Annotated in this window: 13 protein-coding genes and 2 pseudogenes; 9 read left to right on the top strand and 6 right to left on the bottom strand. The window is 56.6% G+C overall.

The window, feature by feature from the left end; all coding sequences use genetic code 11:
- The first annotated feature begins 3 nt into the window (after window positions 1–3).
- Window positions 4–1,856: pseudogene (locus tag FHT85_RS26460) on the top strand (glycosyltransferase).
- Between the two features lie 192 nt (window positions 1,857–2,048).
- On the opposite strand, the gene FHT85_RS26465 reads toward FHT85_RS26460, so the two are convergent.
- Window positions 2,049–2,834: a response regulator transcription factor gene (locus FHT85_RS26465; protein ID WP_112399394.1), complete on the bottom strand. Its 786-nt coding sequence runs from the start codon at window positions 2,832–2,834 to the stop codon at window positions 2,049–2,051.
- A gap of 540 nt (window positions 2,835–3,374) precedes the next feature.
- Between FHT85_RS26465 and FHT85_RS26470 the strand changes: the two genes are divergently transcribed.
- Genes FHT85_RS26470 through FHT85_RS26495 form a run of 6 tightly spaced genes read left to right on the top strand, consistent with a single transcriptional unit; the run spans window position 3,375 to window position 8,908 of the window.
- Window positions 3,375–3,884 (top strand): acyltransferase, encoded by a 510-nt coding sequence (locus tag FHT85_RS26470; protein WP_183774524.1) that lies wholly within the window; start codon window positions 3,375–3,377, stop codon window positions 3,882–3,884.
- Window positions 3,881–4,918, top strand: a complete 1,038-nt coding sequence (locus FHT85_RS26475; RefSeq protein WP_112412184.1) for a Gfo/Idh/MocA family protein — start codon at window positions 3,881–3,883, stop codon at window positions 4,916–4,918. The genes FHT85_RS26470 and FHT85_RS26475 overlap by 4 nt, the downstream gene beginning before the upstream one ends.
- Window positions 4,915–6,018, top strand: a complete 1,104-nt coding sequence (locus FHT85_RS26480) for a DegT/DnrJ/EryC1/StrS family aminotransferase (protein ID WP_112412185.1) — start codon at window positions 4,915–4,917, stop codon at window positions 6,016–6,018. The genes FHT85_RS26475 and FHT85_RS26480 overlap by 4 nt, the downstream gene beginning before the upstream one ends.
- Window positions 6,008–6,733 (top strand): acyltransferase, encoded by a 726-nt coding sequence (locus FHT85_RS26485; protein ID WP_112399390.1) that lies wholly within the window; start codon window positions 6,008–6,010, stop codon window positions 6,731–6,733. Before FHT85_RS26480 ends, FHT85_RS26485 begins: the two co-directional genes overlap by 11 nt.
- On the top strand, window positions 6,723–7,697 hold the full coding sequence (locus FHT85_RS26490) for an NAD-dependent epimerase/dehydratase family protein (RefSeq protein ID WP_112412186.1): 975 nt from the start codon (window positions 6,723–6,725) through the stop codon (window positions 7,695–7,697). Before FHT85_RS26485 ends, FHT85_RS26490 begins: the two co-directional genes overlap by 11 nt.
- The gene (locus tag FHT85_RS26495) at window positions 7,694–8,908 is read left to right on the top strand and encodes a DegT/DnrJ/EryC1/StrS family aminotransferase (RefSeq protein ID WP_112412187.1); all 1,215 of its coding nucleotides are present in this window, start codon (window positions 7,694–7,696) and stop codon (window positions 8,906–8,908) included. The genes FHT85_RS26490 and FHT85_RS26495 overlap by 4 nt, the downstream gene beginning before the upstream one ends.
- A gap of 41 nt (window positions 8,909–8,949) precedes the next feature.
- On the opposite strand, the gene FHT85_RS26500 is transcribed toward FHT85_RS26495, so the two are convergent.
- From FHT85_RS26500 to FHT85_RS26520, 5 genes and pseudogenes are all read right to left on the bottom strand, one after another.
- Window positions 8,950–10,398, bottom strand: a complete 1,449-nt coding sequence (locus FHT85_RS26500) for an O-antigen translocase (RefSeq protein ID WP_112412228.1) — start codon at window positions 10,396–10,398, stop codon at window positions 8,950–8,952.
- 259 nt (window positions 10,399–10,657) lie between these two features.
- Entirely contained in the window at window positions 10,658–11,968 is a 1,311-nt protein-coding gene (locus FHT85_RS26505; protein WP_183774527.1) for an exopolysaccharide biosynthesis protein, read from the bottom strand.
- A 447-nt stretch (window positions 11,969–12,415) separates the two neighbouring features.
- On the bottom strand, window positions 12,416–12,580 hold the full coding sequence (locus FHT85_RS26510; protein ID WP_162709746.1) for a hypothetical protein: 165 nt from the start codon (window positions 12,578–12,580) through the stop codon (window positions 12,416–12,418).
- Window positions 12,581–12,613: 33 nt separating this feature from the next.
- A pseudogene (locus FHT85_RS26515) lies at window positions 12,614–12,745 on the bottom strand (DUF3175 domain-containing protein); the annotation flags it as partial.
- Between the two features lie 42 nt (window positions 12,746–12,787).
- Window positions 12,788–13,102: a plasmid stabilization protein gene (locus FHT85_RS26520; RefSeq protein ID WP_112339579.1), complete on the bottom strand. Its 315-nt coding sequence runs from the start codon at window positions 13,100–13,102 to the stop codon at window positions 12,788–12,790.
- Between the two features lie 767 nt (window positions 13,103–13,869).
- Between FHT85_RS26520 and FHT85_RS26525 the strand changes: the two genes are divergently transcribed.
- Together FHT85_RS26525 and FHT85_RS26530 are read left to right on the top strand one after the other, a co-directional pair.
- Window positions 13,870–14,268 carry a response regulator gene (locus FHT85_RS26525; protein ID WP_112412191.1) on the top strand — a complete coding sequence of 133 codons (399 nt, stop codon included), beginning with the start codon at window positions 13,870–13,872 and terminating at the stop codon, window positions 14,266–14,268.
- Window positions 14,269–14,594: 326 nt separating this feature from the next.
- Window positions 14,595–16,796 (top strand): ATP-binding protein, encoded by a 2,202-nt coding sequence (locus tag FHT85_RS26530; RefSeq protein ID WP_112412192.1) that lies wholly within the window; start codon window positions 14,595–14,597, stop codon window positions 16,794–16,796.
- Window positions 16,797–16,866 lie beyond the last annotated feature (70 nt).

Raw genomic sequence — 16,866 nt, forward strand, 5'->3', positions numbered from 1 at the left:
GACATGGATAGCAACGCAGATCATCAAAAACCAAGGCTCGTTTTCTTTCAGTGGGATCATCATCCCAATGTCAATGGCGCCGGTTACCTGCTGCTGCATATGCAGCAGCAGGTCAAATGCCTTGAGACGCACTTCGATGTCGTCGTCATAAACCACGACGGCGATTACGCAAAGATCTGCGACAGGTACGAACCGGATCTGACGCTGTTTGAAAGCGGCTATCGGTCACATGGTTCGCGGCGGATAAAAATCACCAACACCCGTTCTCATATCGACGTCCCGAAGCTTGGCCTTCATAATGCCGATCCATGGTGCGATCGGCGCACCGGTTTCCTTTCCGATATGGAGCAGTGGGGTATCGATACATATTTCTCGATCGGAACGATGACACCAGAATATATGCCGGAGTTGAGGGAGAACCTATTCGTCTGGCCTAATTTCATCGATCCCGAGATTTACCACGACTATCGCCAGCACAAGATCATACCGGTTACCCTGACGGGCCAGGTCAGTGGCCTGTACCCTTGGCGAGAGAAGGTCTTCCCGTTAATCCGCGACCGTTACCCCTGCCTAGTATCACCGCAACACACATATGAGAGCAAGCTTGCCTCCCAGCAGCTATCGGGAGAGGCCTATGCGCGCGTCCTCAACGCAAGCCTCGTCGCCCCTACATGCGGAACTGTTGCTGGCGAGGTTGTGCGGAAGCACTTTGAGATTCCAGGGGCGAACGCCTGTTTAGTGACGGAACGCACGGCAGCAGTAGAGGCGGCTGGCTTTACCGATATGGAGAACTGTGTCTTCGCCGACCACCGCAACGTTGTGGACCGACTAGACTATCTCCTTGCTCATCCCGACGAAGTACAACGAATTGCTGCAGCCGGTTATAATTTGATCCACTCGCGTCATACGCTGAATGATAGGCCGCAAATATATCAATGGTTCATATTGAACAAAGGCCTGCAATCTGGAGAAAAAATCATTCAGCCCGGACCATTCAGCGATGTTATCAAGGTGGAGCGTACCTCACAGCGAGAGAGCATCCGCATTATCGGGGAAGCGAGTGACCGCGCTCTACTGAAGCAAGGCGATTTTCTTCTTGAACAGGACAGAGTGGAGGAGGCCAAGCAGTGCTATATCCGCTGCCTGGACTACGTTTCTTATCTGCCTGAAGCCAAATTCCTTCTCGCCATATGCGCATTGCGGCAGGGCGAAGCTGATCGCGCCTACGCCCTTCTGGTCAACATGCTCAAGGTAACGATGATTGACTATGGGGCGGCCGACCCGGACCCGGTCGAATGGGCGTATTTCCTCCTTGCCATGATCTGTAGAGGTCACCTTGATCAGGCGCGCAGGCTGCAAGACTTTTATCCGCGCTCATCCCACGACGAACTCAGGCGCGCTCGCATTGTCCTTGATCAACTCGACCGCAAGGATGAAGGTGTTACCTCCAGCCAGCATCGCAGCGATCGAAAAAGCATTCACCAAATCCCTAAACGGAGCGATCCCGAGTGGCTTGCGTGGTTCTCCGATATTCTCGATCGCTGTCAGCAGCCAGATCTTGCAAAGGCTCTTCGTCATGTTGCCTTTGAAGGCAGCGGAGCGGCCGAGACCGTAGCGTCTCTACACTCCAAACGCGACGTTGATTGCCATCTGCGGTTCTACTCAGCCGTGGATGGCCTGTTGATTAAACTGCACCTGAGCGACTTCAGACCGAATGTACCACCCCTCCCGGAGTTTCAGTATCTTCGACAACTTGCTCGCGGCTTGGTCCCTCATTCGCAGAGAAGCGCATTGCGGAGGATCCGAATGGCGTTTTCCAGGCTTTCCCTATGACCGTCGGAAATTACTATGGGTAATATTAAGTAAGAAGCACCTTACAATCACGCGCGTGCATGAGGTCGCCGCAGGCGAGACCTGCGGGGCTGCCCATCCGAGAGACCTCGGCACTCGATCTCGGTCTTGGTCAGTGCGTTTATTTTGCACCACCGAATATGGTTCAAAGCGAGCAATCGCTTATGATGTGAAGGAAGTCTGAGTGGCTGAGGACATCAGAGCTGCGCTCTATTCGCCTCCGACCCTGTAGGCTTGTCCAAGAGATGGTTAAGCTTGAATACGACTTCGGTTCGGTTCGTTGCTTTGAGCTTTTTCATGATGTTGCGAACATGCACTTTAACGGTGCTTTCGCGCAGTTTGAGCTCATAGGCAATGATCTTGTTCGCTTTTCCACGCCGGAGCGCTTCCACGACTTCGGCCTGGCGATCCGTGAATATGTCGGCCAATGGGCGCGTGGTTGAGTTGCTCGACTCCAGTAGGTGATGCATGGCGAATAGGGCGCTTGCAGGCACAAAAAGTCCGCCGGCCACGGACAAAGCGATCAGTTCCATGCACACGCGAATGCTGACCAACGTAGGTATATAACCCTTGGCCCCCAATTCGAATGCCTTCACGATTTGGGTGAAACCGTCACTATCCGCCAATATGATGACCGGTGTCGGATCGAATTCCGACGAAAGACTTTTGATATGCTCCGAAACTGCCGGCTCGTCGATCTTCTTGCCACCGATGTTTAAGAGGATTGCTGCAAGCGGGGGATACTCGTCGCGTTTTTGCTTCCACTCCTCAATCGACCCAAATGCCAGGATAAGCAAATCCGCCTTATGGACGGCCATGCATTGCGCAAGGCATTGCCTATCCAATTCACGGTTGTCGAGTATCACGAGCGAGCGCATTGGCTCTGGCGGCAGGGTAAGTGCCGTCGAACCGTTCTCTATCTTAATGCGAGGAGCTGCGTTTTCCTGCCGAAGGTTCAAATTTTGTATAAGCGCTGAATTCACCGCCTTATCCTCCCTTACCTACTTTTTCTCCGCCACTAAGGCGAAACATTTAGCCCCTCTTTGATCCGTGGGCTCTTTAAATACATTAAATTAGGAATTGAGTAACATAATTTTTAAAGAATTACACTAAGAAATATACAACAACAAAATAGAACTTTCGCGAGAAATAATAAACTAGTTCTATCCATAAATGAAACTTGTTAGACAATACACTTATTACATATGTATTTAATCGTTGATTTGAATTTTAAATTCAATCAGTAAGGTTGTCGCGACAACGCGGACGAAAACTGTGCTCATTGTATCGCGATTGAGCGAGATATATTACAAATGCTATTTGCATCATACATTTTGTGGTTCTCCTTCATAAAAAGATACGTCGTTAGGTGAACCAGCTCAAACGTATTGTTTCTTTACTCGGCTGATAAAAACATTTCTCTTGGAAGGAAGAAATATCGGCCCTGTTGCAAAGAAAGCTTGAGCGCAAATCACGCGATTGCAGGTTTCAGCTGAAAATCAGGGCCTGTTTAGGGGGACAGGATGATCGCATCAAACGTCAACCTGGAAGACGGCGTCGTTATCCATCATCCGGACCTTGTGAACCTTTATGGCTGCACAATCGGCTCAGGAACGCGCATCGGTACCTTCGTTGAGATTCAGAAAAACGTTGTGATCGGAAAAAACTGCAAGATCTCCAGCCATTCCTTCCTCTGCGAGGGGGTGACCCTGGAAGATGGCGTTTTCATAGGCCACGGGGTCATGTTTACAAACGACATTTACCCGCGTGCCGTCAATCCGGATAGCAGCCTCCAGACGGAGGCCGACTGGATGGTCATCCCTACGCTGGTTAAGCGCCACGCGTCGATCGGCAGCAACGCCACCATTCTGCCTGGTGTGATGATCGGAGAAGCTTCGCTGGTCGGGGCCGGAGCGGTTGTGACAAAGGATGTGCCCGCCGGCGGCATCGTCGCTGGCGTCCCGGCCAGAATAATCGGTCGCGTGAATGGCGGGCCAGACGATGATATGCATGCGTTGGAGGGAATGCGATGATCGGCATCGCTGTTGTCGGGTATGGATATTGGGGCCCTAATCTGGTTCGCAACATCTCGGAGGCGGCTGGAGCACGCCTCGTTTCTGTCTGTGATCTCAATAGCGAGCGACTGGCTGCTGTTCGGAGCCGGTATCCGGCAATAAAGACCACCGATAATTTCGAGGAAGTCTTACGCGATTCGACTGTGGATGCCATCGCAATCGCGACGCCTGTTTCAAGCCATTTCAGGCTTGCCATGCAGGCTTTGATGGCAGGAAAGCACGTTTTTGTCGAAAAGCCGATGGCCGCGACGGGGGAGGAAGCCGCGCGGATGGTCGACGAAGCAGCGCGCCGCCGCGTCGTCTTGGCCGTGGACCATACCTTCGTCCACACGGGCGCCGTTCGTAAGATGTGCGAACTCGTCGAAAGCGGCCTGGGAGACATGTATTACTACGACTCTGTTCGGGTCAATCTGGGGCTCTTCCAGCACGATGTCAGCGTCATTTGGGACCTCGCGGTGCATGATCTGTCTATCTTGGACTATGTCCTGAAGGAGAAGCCTGTGGCGGTTTCGGCCACGGGAATGAGCCATGTGCTGGGCGAACCGGAAAACATCGCCTATTTGACGCTTTTCTTCGAAAGTAAGCTCATCGCGCACATCCACGTGAATTGGCTGGCGCCGGTCAAAGTACGCCGCACGCTGATCGGCGGCAGCAATAAGATGATCGTCTATGACGATCTGGAACCAAGTGAAAAGATCAAGGTCTACGACAGGGGCATCACGCTGAACCCCAATTCTCTCGCATACGGCGAGAACGTCCATCAGATGTTGGTGGGCTATCGCAGTGGCGACATGTGGGCGCCCAAGCTTGATATGACCGAGGCATTGAAGCGCGAACTGGAACTGTTCGTCGATTGCATCGAGCAAAGTGCGCGGCCCATCACAGACGGCCTTGCCGGGTTGCGTGTCGTTCGCATCCTGGAAGCCGCGACCCGATCGCTCGCCCAGCGCGGCCGTATCGTTGAGCTCGAAGAGGTGAGGCGCATCGCATGATCCCCTTCCTGAACATCAAAGCACAATATACGTCGATCAAGGACGAGATCGACGCGGCCGTGCTCAGCGTCCTGGCATCGGGCCAGTACGCATTGGGCGAGGAGGTCGCGCGTTTCGAGCAGGAATTCGCGGACTATTGCAACGTCAAGCACGCGATTGCGGTCAACACCGGAACGAGTGCCTTGCATCTTGCCCTTCTTGCTGCGGGCATCGGCCCTGGCGACGAGGTCATTACCGTGCCGTTCACGTTTGTCGCAACCGCATCGGCAATCTGCTACACAGGCGCGCGACCCGTGTTCGTCGATGTTGAGCCGGTGACGCTCACAATGGATCCGGCCAGGATCGAGGCAAAGATTACGCCTCGGACGAAGGCCATTGTTCCTGTCCACCTTTACGGACAGATGGCGGATATGGACGCAATCACGGCGGTTGCTGGCCACTACCGGATACCGATCATCGAAGATGCCTGCCAAGCCCATGGCGCGCGTTACAAAGGCGGCCGTGCCGGCAGCATCGGTGTATCCGGCTGCTTCAGCTTCTATCCCGGCAAAAATCTCGGCGCCTGCGGCGAGGGGGGGATGGTCGTTACCAGCAGCGACGAGCAGGCCAAGACGATACGCATGCTGCGGGACTGGGGTCAGGAACAGCGCTATCACCATCTGCTGAAAGGCTTTAACTACCGCATGGACGCCATTCAAGGCGCAATCCTGCGTGTCAAGCTTCGGTATCTCGAAGCCTGGACCGAAGCGCGTCGTGCTCATGCCCGCCGCTACTCATCGCTGCTTGCCGGATCAGTGGATTTGATAACCCCTGTGGAAGCAACCGACCGGCGTCACGTCTATCATGTCTATGCGATAAGAAGTCGCGATCGCGACGGGCTCCAACGCGCGCTTAGCGCGGAAGGCATCCAATCCGGACTGCACTATCCCATCCCTGTTCACCTGCAGAAGGCCCATGCCGACCTTGGTTACAAAACCAATGATTTCCCAATCTCGGAGGACGCCGCACGGGAGGTTCTCTCGCTGCCGATCTATCCCGAGATGCCCGCGTGGCATCTTGACCAGGTGGTCGCCGCGCTGGAGCATGCCTATGTCAGTTAACCGAGCAGGGAAGACTCGACTCGTACAAGCGGTCCACGGCCGCCATGAAAAGCGGGCAGATCCGGCCTACCAGGCCGGGTTGGTCGAAGAACTCAGGCAATCCTACGGACGTGCCGGCCTGATTGAACTCTACGGTCGCTTCGCGACAGGCGAAGGGGTTGTCGACACCTTGATGCGGAAAGCTATCTGGCAAAGCATCACGCGACGCTGCGGTGAAGCTTTGCACGTCTCAAGCGGCGCCGGTTTCAAACACCCCGAAACTTTCGAAATCGGCAACGGAGTGTTCATTGGAGCTCAGGCCTATATCCAGGGACGCTACGATGGCACATGCGTGATCGGGGACAACGTCTGGATCGGGCCGATGGCCTATTTCGACGCGCGTGATTTGGTGATCGAGGATTGCGTGGGGTGGGGGCCTGGCGCCAAGGTGCTTGGCTCGACCCACACGGCACTGCCTGTGGACGTGCCAATCATTCGCACGGACCTGGAAATCAAACCGGTGCGCATTGGCGCATGGGCCGACATCGGAACGAATGCGACAATTCTTCCCGGCGTATGCATAGGGAAAGGCGCGATCGTTGGAGCGGGAGCAGTCGTTGTCTGTGACGTCGAGCCGTTTTCAGTCGTAGCCGGTGTGCCGGCGAGGTTCATACGTTGGCGCACCGACGCCGATCCGGTGATGGATATTTCGCGTGGGAAAGATCATGAGAGATAAACGGGTGCTCATTACCGGCGGAGCCGGTCTTATCGGTTCGCATATTGCCGATCTCGTTGCATTGGAAAAGCCGCGTGAGATTATCATCCTCGACAATTTCGTGCGCGGTCGCCGCGACAATCTCAGCACGGCAATAAGCCGCGGGCCGCTTAACATTATCGACGGAGATATCCGAGACAGATCGCTGTTGGCGAAAGTCTTCGAAGGCGTGGACATCGTCTTCCATCAGGCGGCCATCCGAATTACGCAATGTGCCGAAGAGCCGCGGCTTGCCTTCGAGGTTCTGGCGGAAGGCACATTCAATGTTCTCGAAGCTGCCGTTAAGGCAGGCGTCTCGAAGGTGGTTGCAGCCTCTTCCGCTTCGGTGCTGGGCCTTGCCGAGAGCTTTCCGACAACTGAAGAGCATCACCCTTACAACAATCGGACGATCTACGGCGCGGCGAAAACCTTCAACGAGGGGCTCCTTCGCAGTTTCGCGGAGATGTATGGGCTGCGCTATGTCGCGCTGCGCTATTTCAACGTCTATGGCCCACGAATGGACGTTTACGGGGCCTATACGGAAGTATTGATCCGCTGGATGGAGCGACTGGCGGCCGGAATGCCGCCCATCATCTACGGCGACGGCAACCAAACCATGGACTTCGTGCATGTCCGCGACATTGCGCGAGCTAACCTGTTGGCCGCGACAAGTGATGTCACGGACGAGGTGTTCAATGTCGCCAGCGGCAAAGAGACAAGCCTCCGGGAACTCGCGAAAATTCTGAGCGACGTCATGGGGGCCGCGCTCGAACCGCAGCACCTCGAGGCGCGGACGGTCAACGGCGTGACCCGTCGTCTTGCCGACACGGGCAAAGCCGAACGTCTTCTGGGGTTCAAGGCAGAGACGCAGATCGAGGAGGGACTTCATGACCTCGTCGCGTGGTGGCGGCTGAATACCGCACTGACAGGAGGTCAAGCTGCATGACACTATCGCTCTCTGCAATTCCAGTCGCCAAGCCCGTTCTCGGAGAAGAAGAGGCTGAGGCTGTTCGCCGCGTTATTCTGTCGGGATGGGTGACGCAGGGACCCGAAGTCGCAGCTTTCGAGCGTGAATTTGCGGCCTTTGTCGGCGCCACATACGCCTGCGCCGTTTCCAACTGCACGACTGCGCTTCATCTGGCCTTGAAGACGGTGGGCGTAGGCGCCGGTGATCAAGTCATTACGGTCAGCCATTCGTTCATCGCAACGGCGAACGCCATTCGATATTGCGATGGCGTGCCTGTTTTCATCGACATCGAGGCGGATGGTTACAACATCGACCCCAGTCAGATCGAAGCAGCAATCACATCCCGTACCAAGGCAATCCTGTGTGTGCATCAGCTCGGCATGCCTTGTGATCTCCGCGCCGTCGTGGAAATCGGGAGGCGCCACTCCATACCGATTATTGAAGATGCTGCCTGCGCGACGGGAAGCGAAATCTTCTGGGATGAGCGTTGGGAGAAGATCGGCAAGCCGCATGGCGATATTGCCTGCTTCTCTTTCCATCCCCGGAAGGTGATCACGACAGGTGATGGCGGCATGTTGACCACTGCCAATCCCGAATATGACCGAAAATTCCGGCTATGGCGCCAGCATGGCATGAGCGTCACCGATGCAGTCCGCCACGGTTCGAAACAGGTGATCTTCGAGAACTACGATGAATTGGGTTACAACTATCGTATGACCGATCTTCAGGCGGCGGTCGGACGGGTGCAGTTGCGGCGGCTGCCGGAACTAATTGCGCAGCGAAGGCGGCTTGCCGAACAGTATTGCGAGCGGCTTTCAACGATCACCAGGCTAACGCTGCCGATCGAGCCTGGCTGGGCTCGCAGTAACTGGCAGAGCTTTTGTGTGAGATTGCCTGATACGGTCGACCAACGGACAGTCATGCAGGCGCTACTCGACAAGGGGATCTCGACCCGGCGCGGTGTGATGAACATTCATCTGGAGGGAGCCTATTCCAGCGCAGGCTTCCATCGTGCCGACAAAAGCTTGGTTCGAAGCGTGTCGGCACAGCGGCAAACGATAATTCTGCCGCTTTTTGTTCAGATGACGGACCTCGACATCATCAGGGTTGTCGAGGAACTGCGCGGATCCTTTGCTGGAGGCGCCACCATAGACGCGATTTACCGCGATCGGAACATCGCTCTTGCGTGATGTAGCATTTGCATGCTGCAGGGCTCGATGCCCATCGTTTGTCACGCGGAATTCGTGATCCACCCCTTGATAAACCCGGGGACTGACTCGAGCGGGAGCAGTTCGACCAACATGCGCAGCGAGTACAGCCCGCTGAGAGCCACGGCGATGAAGCCAATCACCATCGCCGACCACGGCGGCAAGACCAAGAAGGCCGAAAATACCAATCCTGCTGCGGGCAGGAAAAGCAGCGAGTGCCTGCGATTGGCTATGGACCAGCGGAAACCGGTAAGCCGCCGCACGATCACGTAAATCAGGATACCGTGCCAGACATAGAGGCCGAAAAATGCCATGCCGGCTCCTGGCGCGCCGAGCTTTGATACGAAGAGCCAGGCCAGCCCCACATGCACCAGCGTCGCCGCTACCTCCGTCCAGAAAAAAATAGTCTGCGCACCCTTCGCCACGACGATGAAACCCATCGGCCAGGCCACGATCCTGAGCATCATTCCCAGGCATATCCAGCGAAGAAGTTCCACCGCTCCATGAAACTCCGCGGAATAGAACAAACTCATCATGAGCGGCGCCAGTGTCAATGTGGCAAGCAGACCGGGGCCGGCCAACAGTATGCTGATTTCTGTCTGCTCATTGACCAGCCGGTTGCATTCGGCATGGTTGTCTGCGGTCGCAGTCAAGCGCGGATAGAAGTCAGTTCCCATCGCCTGCAAAATGAAGCCTGCGTAGAGACCGCCAAGCCCCCAGGCCGCCTGATATAATCCCGCGGCCACGGCACCCCCTTCCTTGAGCATAATGAGGCGGATGGCATAGGCTGCGCCGAAGGTCAGCAGTCCGCTTGCCATGAAGACGATCCCGAGCCTGAACAACACCTTACTTTCCCGGCTAAACTGGCTCATCGACATCGGAGGCGGGCTTGCGCCTATCTGTCTGCTATACCACCAGGTGGAAAGGGTTGTGACTGCCGCTACGGCCACGACGGAAGGCGCAATGGCGTAAGCACCGAAAAGGTAGATCAGCGGGACACTGATCACGGTGCCGAGAAAACCTGCGAGCACGTTGATACGCGCAAGATTTGCAATGCCCCGCAATCCTTGTATCAACGCAGTCTGCCCAGAAGATACCACGCGGAAGAATACGGCCAGGGAGAGCAGCGCAATGCCGCCGGCGTGCTGATAGTCGCCGAACGTAAAATTCGAGACCGGAAATGCCAGCGCAGCGAGGAAGAGTGCGCCAAACAAGCCGAGCACCATCGATATGCGTCTGAGCACTTTAGCCGACTGTGCGATCCTCGCTGCATCGTCGGTGCCGGCAACCTCGGCGATCTGGCGTACCCCGCTGCCTCCCAATCCCAGGCCCGCTGCCGTTTGCGCAATATCGACGATGGACCCATAGAGGCCGATTAGCCCCACACCCTCCGGTCCGAGTAGAACAGCCAGAGCTTTGTTGCGGATGATGCTAAGGGCAACATTCACGAGCGAGGAGCCGCCCATCAGCATCGTCGACTTGAGGATCTGGGTATAAGTCTGACCGCTGGGTGGGATTGTGCGCAAAGTCGTCAGATATCCCTGGCCATTTGTCTTGTGGGAATGGATCTCCGGCGTCCAATAGAACTCGGCCTTGCCGACTTGTCCTGATAGCTTGAGGTTTTGCCCTTGACCCAGCCCAAGTGGACGACCGCTTCCGCGTTGATCTTGCCTGTGGAGCGCAAGAAGCCAGCCGACAAAGGGCTTGATTGGAACACTTGCTTTTCGCTGATCATTGATTTGACCTATTGGCGAGCGTCTCAGGATCAGAAGAGAAATCAGAGGCGGTCTCAGATGAGGGCTCTGAAATGTGGTGCTGAACAATTCTCACGACATCGCCCGGTATCAACGCGGTTGTCTCCGAGGCTTCGAATTGCTTGATCTGTCCTTCACTCCGCCGGCTTACAGTAAAAGTGAGCGGAAGCTCTTCGCCCCGATTTTTTGCCCCGCCGCGGGTCGCGAGGTCATCGACGAGTAGCCTCTGCGTCATCTCACGCTTCATTTTGAGCTGATCCAGGTTTGCCCGTTCCGACTGCGCTTCGGAAGCGACTTCGCTCCGTCGCGTGTCAGACAATCCCTCAAGGTTCCGCGTTGTCTCGCTGATTGCCTGGCGGCCCCGCATGACGGCGGTGACGAGGTCAAGCTTATCGGAGCGGTAGGTCGTGAGCAATCTCTCCAGGTCCAGTTGACGCGAGGAGAGCGCAAGGCCCTTCTCGACAAGGCCCTTAACGCTGCTCAGTTGGTCCTCGACCGATTTGATGTTGGCATCTGCACCCGCCAGCTTTTCAGTCAGTGTTGCGATCTCGGTGTTCAAAAGATCGCGCAATTCCGTGAGCGCCTTTGACTGCCTGTCCAGCGCATTTGCGCGAGCTTGAAAGATAACCCTTTCCTCGTTGTCGATCCCGGCGACATATTGCTGGTCGACACTTGGCGCCTTGTCGAACGTTATCTCCTTCGCCCCCTCCATCTCTGCTTCTAGTCGCGATAACTTTGCCGCGCTGCGCAGGATAGAGTGATCGATTTCTCGCAATTCGCCTGCGAACCTAATCGACTGCGTTTGCGGTTGACTTTTTTCACGGAACGGGCCGCCGCTCATTGCAAGGGATTGCAGGACGGTAAGTCCTGGACGGAATTTATACTCGCCAGGTGCGGTTACGTCCCCCACGACATAAATTGGGGGGTAGTCGAGAATTTCGATGGTGACTGCGGGTGGCTGAACCAAGCCGATTTTTTCCTGCAGACGCCTCGCAATCTCGCCTGTAACGCTGGCGCTGTCGCGGTTTACGACGGGAAGGGATCCTAGAAAGGGTAAAAGGACGGCACCTTCATCCGAGACTGTATATTCGCCCCCAAGCGCATCCCATCGTTCATATTGGCCTTTCGATTGAATCCATTGGACAACTGTCAGACGCATTCTAGTCTGCGAAACAAAGGGACCGCCATCGGCGTGTGCTGGCGACATTGCTCCGAAGAGAAAGGCGACTACACCGATGACAGATGCAGCTCGAAAGAACAAGTGTGGAGAGTGGTGCGATAGCTTCATGTACATGTCCCGCCTGCGACGCTTCCCAAACGGACGCTGTTCCATACGAGGGGAGCTGCGAACGCCGGACGTTAAGTCCAAGGCCGCAACGCCAGTATGCAGTCTGGGGAAGCCTCGAGGAAGGTGGAGGTCGTTCGCTTTGCCTCATCATTATTGATGAGGTGGGGGAAGGTGCTTAGCCGCTTTCAACCAGGCATAGCGTTCCTGGTGGCGATCAAAACTCTTCCCAGCTGTCGTTGTCCACGGACAATGCGGCAGAGCCCTGCGTCTGGGCCTACGGCCGCATACGTCGGCCAGTCGCGACAGCGAGCGGTGACGCATTATCAGCGAGCTCAAGAGCATCGGCGAACACCTGAACGCCTCACGGACGACAAGGAAACACGCCTAAGGGTCGAAACTTTCGACGGCCGGGAGTTCCGACTGCGGTCCGAGCGGCTCTTCAGCGATTCAAAGGTTATCGGCGAGATCGCCGAGCAATTGCAGCACCAAGCGACGAAGCCAGCCGGCAGCCACGGCTTCCTCAATGACCGACAAAAACGACGGTTCCAAAGTCCGTTGGCTTTCGAGATCGTCGTCGCGTGGATTGTCATTCGGCGGCTGTATCAGCGGCACGTAAATGTCCACCCGCATCCGATAAATGGCGCGTCAGTGCTTCGGTTGCTTGCCGAAGTCCTTGCGCAATTCGTCCTTGGCGCGATTGAGTTTCGCCAGACGAGACTTGGACAACTGCTTGCCGGCGCGATTGATGTAGAAGTTGAGCATCGACATCGCAGACCTCCTTTACGAAGCGGCGCCATCGGTGATGACGCCGTACTCAGATCAATGATGGACGTGATGCTCATTGCGCTTGCGAGTGGCAGCGGCCTTTTTGGCCGAAGCGGAACGCTCTTCTTTGGTTCGCGATGCCGCCGCGGCACCGCCCTTGCGCCCGCCCTTTTCGGAGGAGGCATGGTTTTCGGCATGGCCGCGGCCGGAGCCGGATTTCTTGCCGCCACCGCTTTCCCTGTTGACGGTGGCCCAGGCGCGGCGCTCGGCTTCCTTCTCGGAAACGCCACGGTCTTCGTAGCCTTCCTCGATGTGCTCAGCCTTGCGCTTCTGCTTGTCGGTATAGGTAGATTTGTCACCCTGCGGCATGGAACATCTCCTTAGCTGATGTGAAGCAAGGAAAACTGCGGTTTCGCGGCAAAGTTCCGGGGGTTGTCCACAGGGTGGGCGCAGCCGGTGTCACCGGCCTTGCGTTTTGGCCAGTCCTTGTTTGCGAGCGGAACCAACGCGGCCAGGCGAGGGTTTGCTGGCACATATCCTGACCATGACATCGAAAGGCAATTTCCATGGCACAGACAGTTGGTGGTTTCATCGTTTCTCGCCTTCACTCTTGGGGCGTCAGTCGCATGTTCGGATAAGCTCCCAGTTACCGTCTCCGAACACCACCGAATAAAGTTGCCTTCGCAATCCTGCCGCGCGGTCGCCATCCGGTCGGTGCGTAGATAATCGACGAAGATCGGGCCGTTCCGCTGGTTGTCACCAAGCGGCTGCGCAGGATCCTTTATTTGATCCTAAGGCGTTGTCATAGCGATGTGCTGGTATCTGTCATTTTGTTTCTTGTACGCTGCGGTACTGGTATGGATTCCGACAATCCTGGCCGACGCAATTTATATCCCTGCACTGGCCTCACTGCCGTTTAGTGTGCGGCAATGCTGCAATTCGCCCATGGAACCAAACAATCTGAGAAGCGTTCTAGCAGCTGCGTCGCAGCCTCTTGCGAGCCTTGATAGGAATATATGCCGCATGCGGTTTAAATTTCGAGTGCCGAAAAGTAGCTTTCCCTCCCTCTTTCAGGGGCTGACGTCCCCTGTGCGCCTAGCTGGATTGCATTTCTACCCACGATGGAACGGCTAGACATGAAGGCAACTGCCAACAAGCTGCGCATCTTTGTGGTCGAGGATGAAGCACTCCTGGCAACGTGGATGGAAGACATCCTCGTCGATCTGGGCCATGAGGTGCCTGTCATGGCGACGCGACTGCCCGAAGGGTGCGAGATCGCTCGAACCGCGGAATTCGATTTGGCAATTCTCGACGTCAACCTTAACGGGGAGCCAAGCTATCCGATTGCCGAGCTATTACGCGAGCGCGGCATACCCTTCGTCTTTTCAACGGGCTATGGCGGAAACGAACTAGACCCCGCTTTTAAGAACGTCCCGACCTTGGCCAAGCCCTATGTCATCGACGACGTGGAACGCGTGGTAAGTAGCGTCATGCTTTCCTCGATCGTCGATGTGCCGGAGAAACATTCTAAATAGAAAACCCGGGGAGAAGGAACAGAATCCTGCATCATTAGACAGTTGTTGATCGCCTTGATCTCGTCTTTTGAGAGAGCTTGTGTCCGCGCCGGAGGTGCGCTTGTTTCCTATTTAAGCTGCGCGTGGGACCTCGGTCCAACAGATGATTTCAGAGGCTTAGGACGGCTAGCCGCCGCTGGAACTCGGTAGCCAGGTAGCGGCAGCGTTGGAACGAAGCCGCTTATTTTCACATTGCCATTGGAGGGGATTTATGCAGCAGGCCTTAACGGCGTTATTCCGTCAGACGTCACCGTTTGGCCGGAGCCCGAGCGTTCAAAGGAGCGGGCATGAGCAACTCTAACTCCGAGTTCAGACCTAACGCGATCAGCGCATCCGACTGGCGCCAGATCGTCCAAAGCGCGACCGACACGGCGATCATCACCACCAATCAGGCAGGTTTGGTGACGAGCTGGAACGAGGGCGCCCATCGACTGCTCGGCTGGACCGAGGAAGAAATGCTCGGCCAGACGCTCGATCGCCTGTTCGAAGATGCGAGCCAAATCGGACGCGAATTCGAGGAAGCCCGTACCCACGGCCGCGGTGGCGGCGCAGAGGGGTGGCGGATCAGGAAGGGCGGCGACCGGCTGTGGGCGGTCGGCGAAATGACCCCGATTCGCAATGCGGGCGGAGAGATCACAGGCTTCGTGAAGATCCTGCGCGATCGCACTCGAGCCAAGGTAGCGGAGGAAGAAGCCGCCGAGGAACGCCGCGCGCTCGAGATCCTCAATCGAGCAGGCTCGGCCCTGGCGGCGGAAACCGACCTACACAAGCTGGTACAGGTCGTTACCGATGCCGGGGTCGATCTGTCCGGCGCCGAGTTCGGAGCATTCTTTTACAACGTGCTCAACGAGCAGGGTGAGAGCTATACGCTCTATACCTTGTCCGGAGCGCCAATCGAAGCGTTCTCGAAATTCCCGATGCCGCGCAACACGGAGGTGTTCGGCCCGACCTTCCGCGGGGAGGGCATTGTTCGCTCCGACGACATCACCAAAGACCCGCGCTACGGCAAGAACGCGCCTCGCAAAGGGATGCCCGAGGGCCACCTTCCCGTGCGTAGTTATCTGGCCGTTCCTGTCGTTTCAAGAAACGGGGAAGTTTTGGGTGGGCTGTTTTTCGGCCATGCCACGACGGGGATGTTCGATGAGCGGTCCGAAAGGGGGCTGGCGGGTCTGGCCGCGGAAGCCGCGGTGGCGATCGACAACGTCAGGCTTTCCCAGGCGGCGCAGCGCGAAATCGCTGAGCGCCGTCGCGCCGAAGAAGCTTTGCGGGATTTAAACGCTACTCTGGAACAGCAGATCGCGGAACGGACGGCTCAGCTCAAATTGAACGAAGAAGTGCTGCGGCAATCGCAAAAAATGGAGGCAATCGGCCAGCTCACCGGCGGTATAGCCCATGACTTCAACAACCTGCTGCAGGTGATTATCGGCAATCTGGACACTATCCTGCGCCATGTTGCGGACGATACGCCGCGGCTGAAGCGGGCGGCAAGTCAAGCGCTCACCGGCGCGCGACGCGCTGCGGCCCTCACCCAACGCCTGCTGGCATTCTCGCGGCGCCAGCCCCTCGATCCGAAGCCACTGAACGTGAACGGATTGGTGACTGGTCTCTCCGAAATGGTGCACCGGACACTTGGTGAGACGGTGTCGGTCGAGACTGTACTGGGTGCCGGTCTGTGGCAGGTTGAAGCGGACGCCAACGAACTCGAGGCAACGATCCTCAATCTGGCGGTGAACGCCCGGGACGCCATGCCGGAGGGCGGGCGCCTCACCATCGAGACTGCCAATACTCACATCGACGAGGCGTACGCAGCCAACTATGCCGAGGTGGCCGCTGGCCAGTATGTATGCATCTCCATTTCGGATACTGGCACAGGGATGGACGAAGAGACTCTGGGCCGAGCGTTCGAGCCGTTTTTCACCACCAAGCCAGTAGGCAAGGGCACGGGCCTCGGCCTCAGTCAGGTCTACGGCTTCGTCAAGCAGTCGGCCGGTCATGTGAAAATCTATTCCGAGGTCGAACAGGGGACGACTGTGAAGATCTACCTTCCGCGACTCGTCGCCATCGGCACCACAGACGCCGAGAGCGAGAGCGATCCCGCGATCCTGGATGGCGATGGAGAGGAGACCATCCTCGTCCTTGAAGACGACGACGATGTTAGAACCTATTCCGTCGAAATCCTGCGCGAGCAGGGCTATCGCGTGGTCGAAGCCCATGACGGGCCGTCCGCACTTCGCCTTTTGGAACGGCAGGGACGCGTGGACCTCTTATTTACCGACGTCGTGCTGCCCGGCGGCATGACCGGCGCCCAGGTAGCCGATCAGGCGCGCAAATTAAAGCCTGGTCTGAAGGTCTTGTTCACGACGGGCTACGCCCGCAACGCGATCATCCACCAAGGCCGACTGGACAAAGGCGTGAAGCTGATCACCAAGCCCTTCAGCTCCACCGATCTGGCGGCGAGAATTCGAGACGTACTCGATGATCCGCTTTAAAATTGGTCGGGTTAATTCGCGCTAAAGGTGGTCATGAAAGCGGGTAAGCCCATGTCAGATGCGCTAGAGA

The organism is Rhizobium sp. BK312, assembly GCF_014193605.1.
GTDB lineage: Bacteria > Pseudomonadota > Alphaproteobacteria > Rhizobiales > Rhizobiaceae > Rhizobium.

Bases quoted from the DNA above. Each gene is read 5' to 3' on its own strand.
- FHT85_RS26470 (WP_183774524.1), top strand. From the start codon at position 3,375: ATGATCGCATCAAACGTCAACCTGGAAGACGGCGTCGTTATCCATCAT.
- FHT85_RS26475 (WP_112412184.1), top strand. From the start codon at position 3,881: ATGATCGGCATCGCTGTTGTCGGGTATGGATATTGGGGCCCTAATCTG.
- FHT85_RS26480 (WP_112412185.1), top strand. From the start codon at position 4,915: ATGATCCCCTTCCTGAACATCAAAGCACAATATACGTCGATCAAGGAC.
- FHT85_RS26485 (WP_112399390.1), top strand. From the start codon at position 6,008: ATGTCAGTTAACCGAGCAGGGAAGACTCGACTCGTACAAGCGGTCCAC.
- FHT85_RS26490 (WP_112412186.1), top strand. From the start codon at position 6,723: ATGAGAGATAAACGGGTGCTCATTACCGGCGGAGCCGGTCTTATCGGT.
- FHT85_RS26495 (WP_112412187.1), top strand. From the start codon at position 7,694: ATGACACTATCGCTCTCTGCAATTCCAGTCGCCAAGCCCGTTCTCGGA.
- FHT85_RS26500 (WP_112412228.1), bottom strand. From the start codon at position 10,398: ATGCTGATGGGCGGCTCCTCGCTCGTGAATGTTGCCCTTAGCATCATC.
- FHT85_RS26505 (WP_183774527.1), bottom strand. From the start codon at position 11,968: ATGAAGCTATCGCACCACTCTCCACACTTGTTCTTTCGAGCTGCATCT.
- FHT85_RS26520 (WP_112339579.1), bottom strand. From the start codon at position 13,102: ATGCCGCAGGGTGACAAATCTACCTATACCGACAAGCAGAAGCGCAAG.
- FHT85_RS26525 (WP_112412191.1), top strand. From the start codon at position 13,870: ATGAAGGCAACTGCCAACAAGCTGCGCATCTTTGTGGTCGAGGATGAA.
- FHT85_RS26530 (WP_112412192.1), top strand. From the start codon at position 14,595: ATGAGCAACTCTAACTCCGAGTTCAGACCTAACGCGATCAGCGCATCC.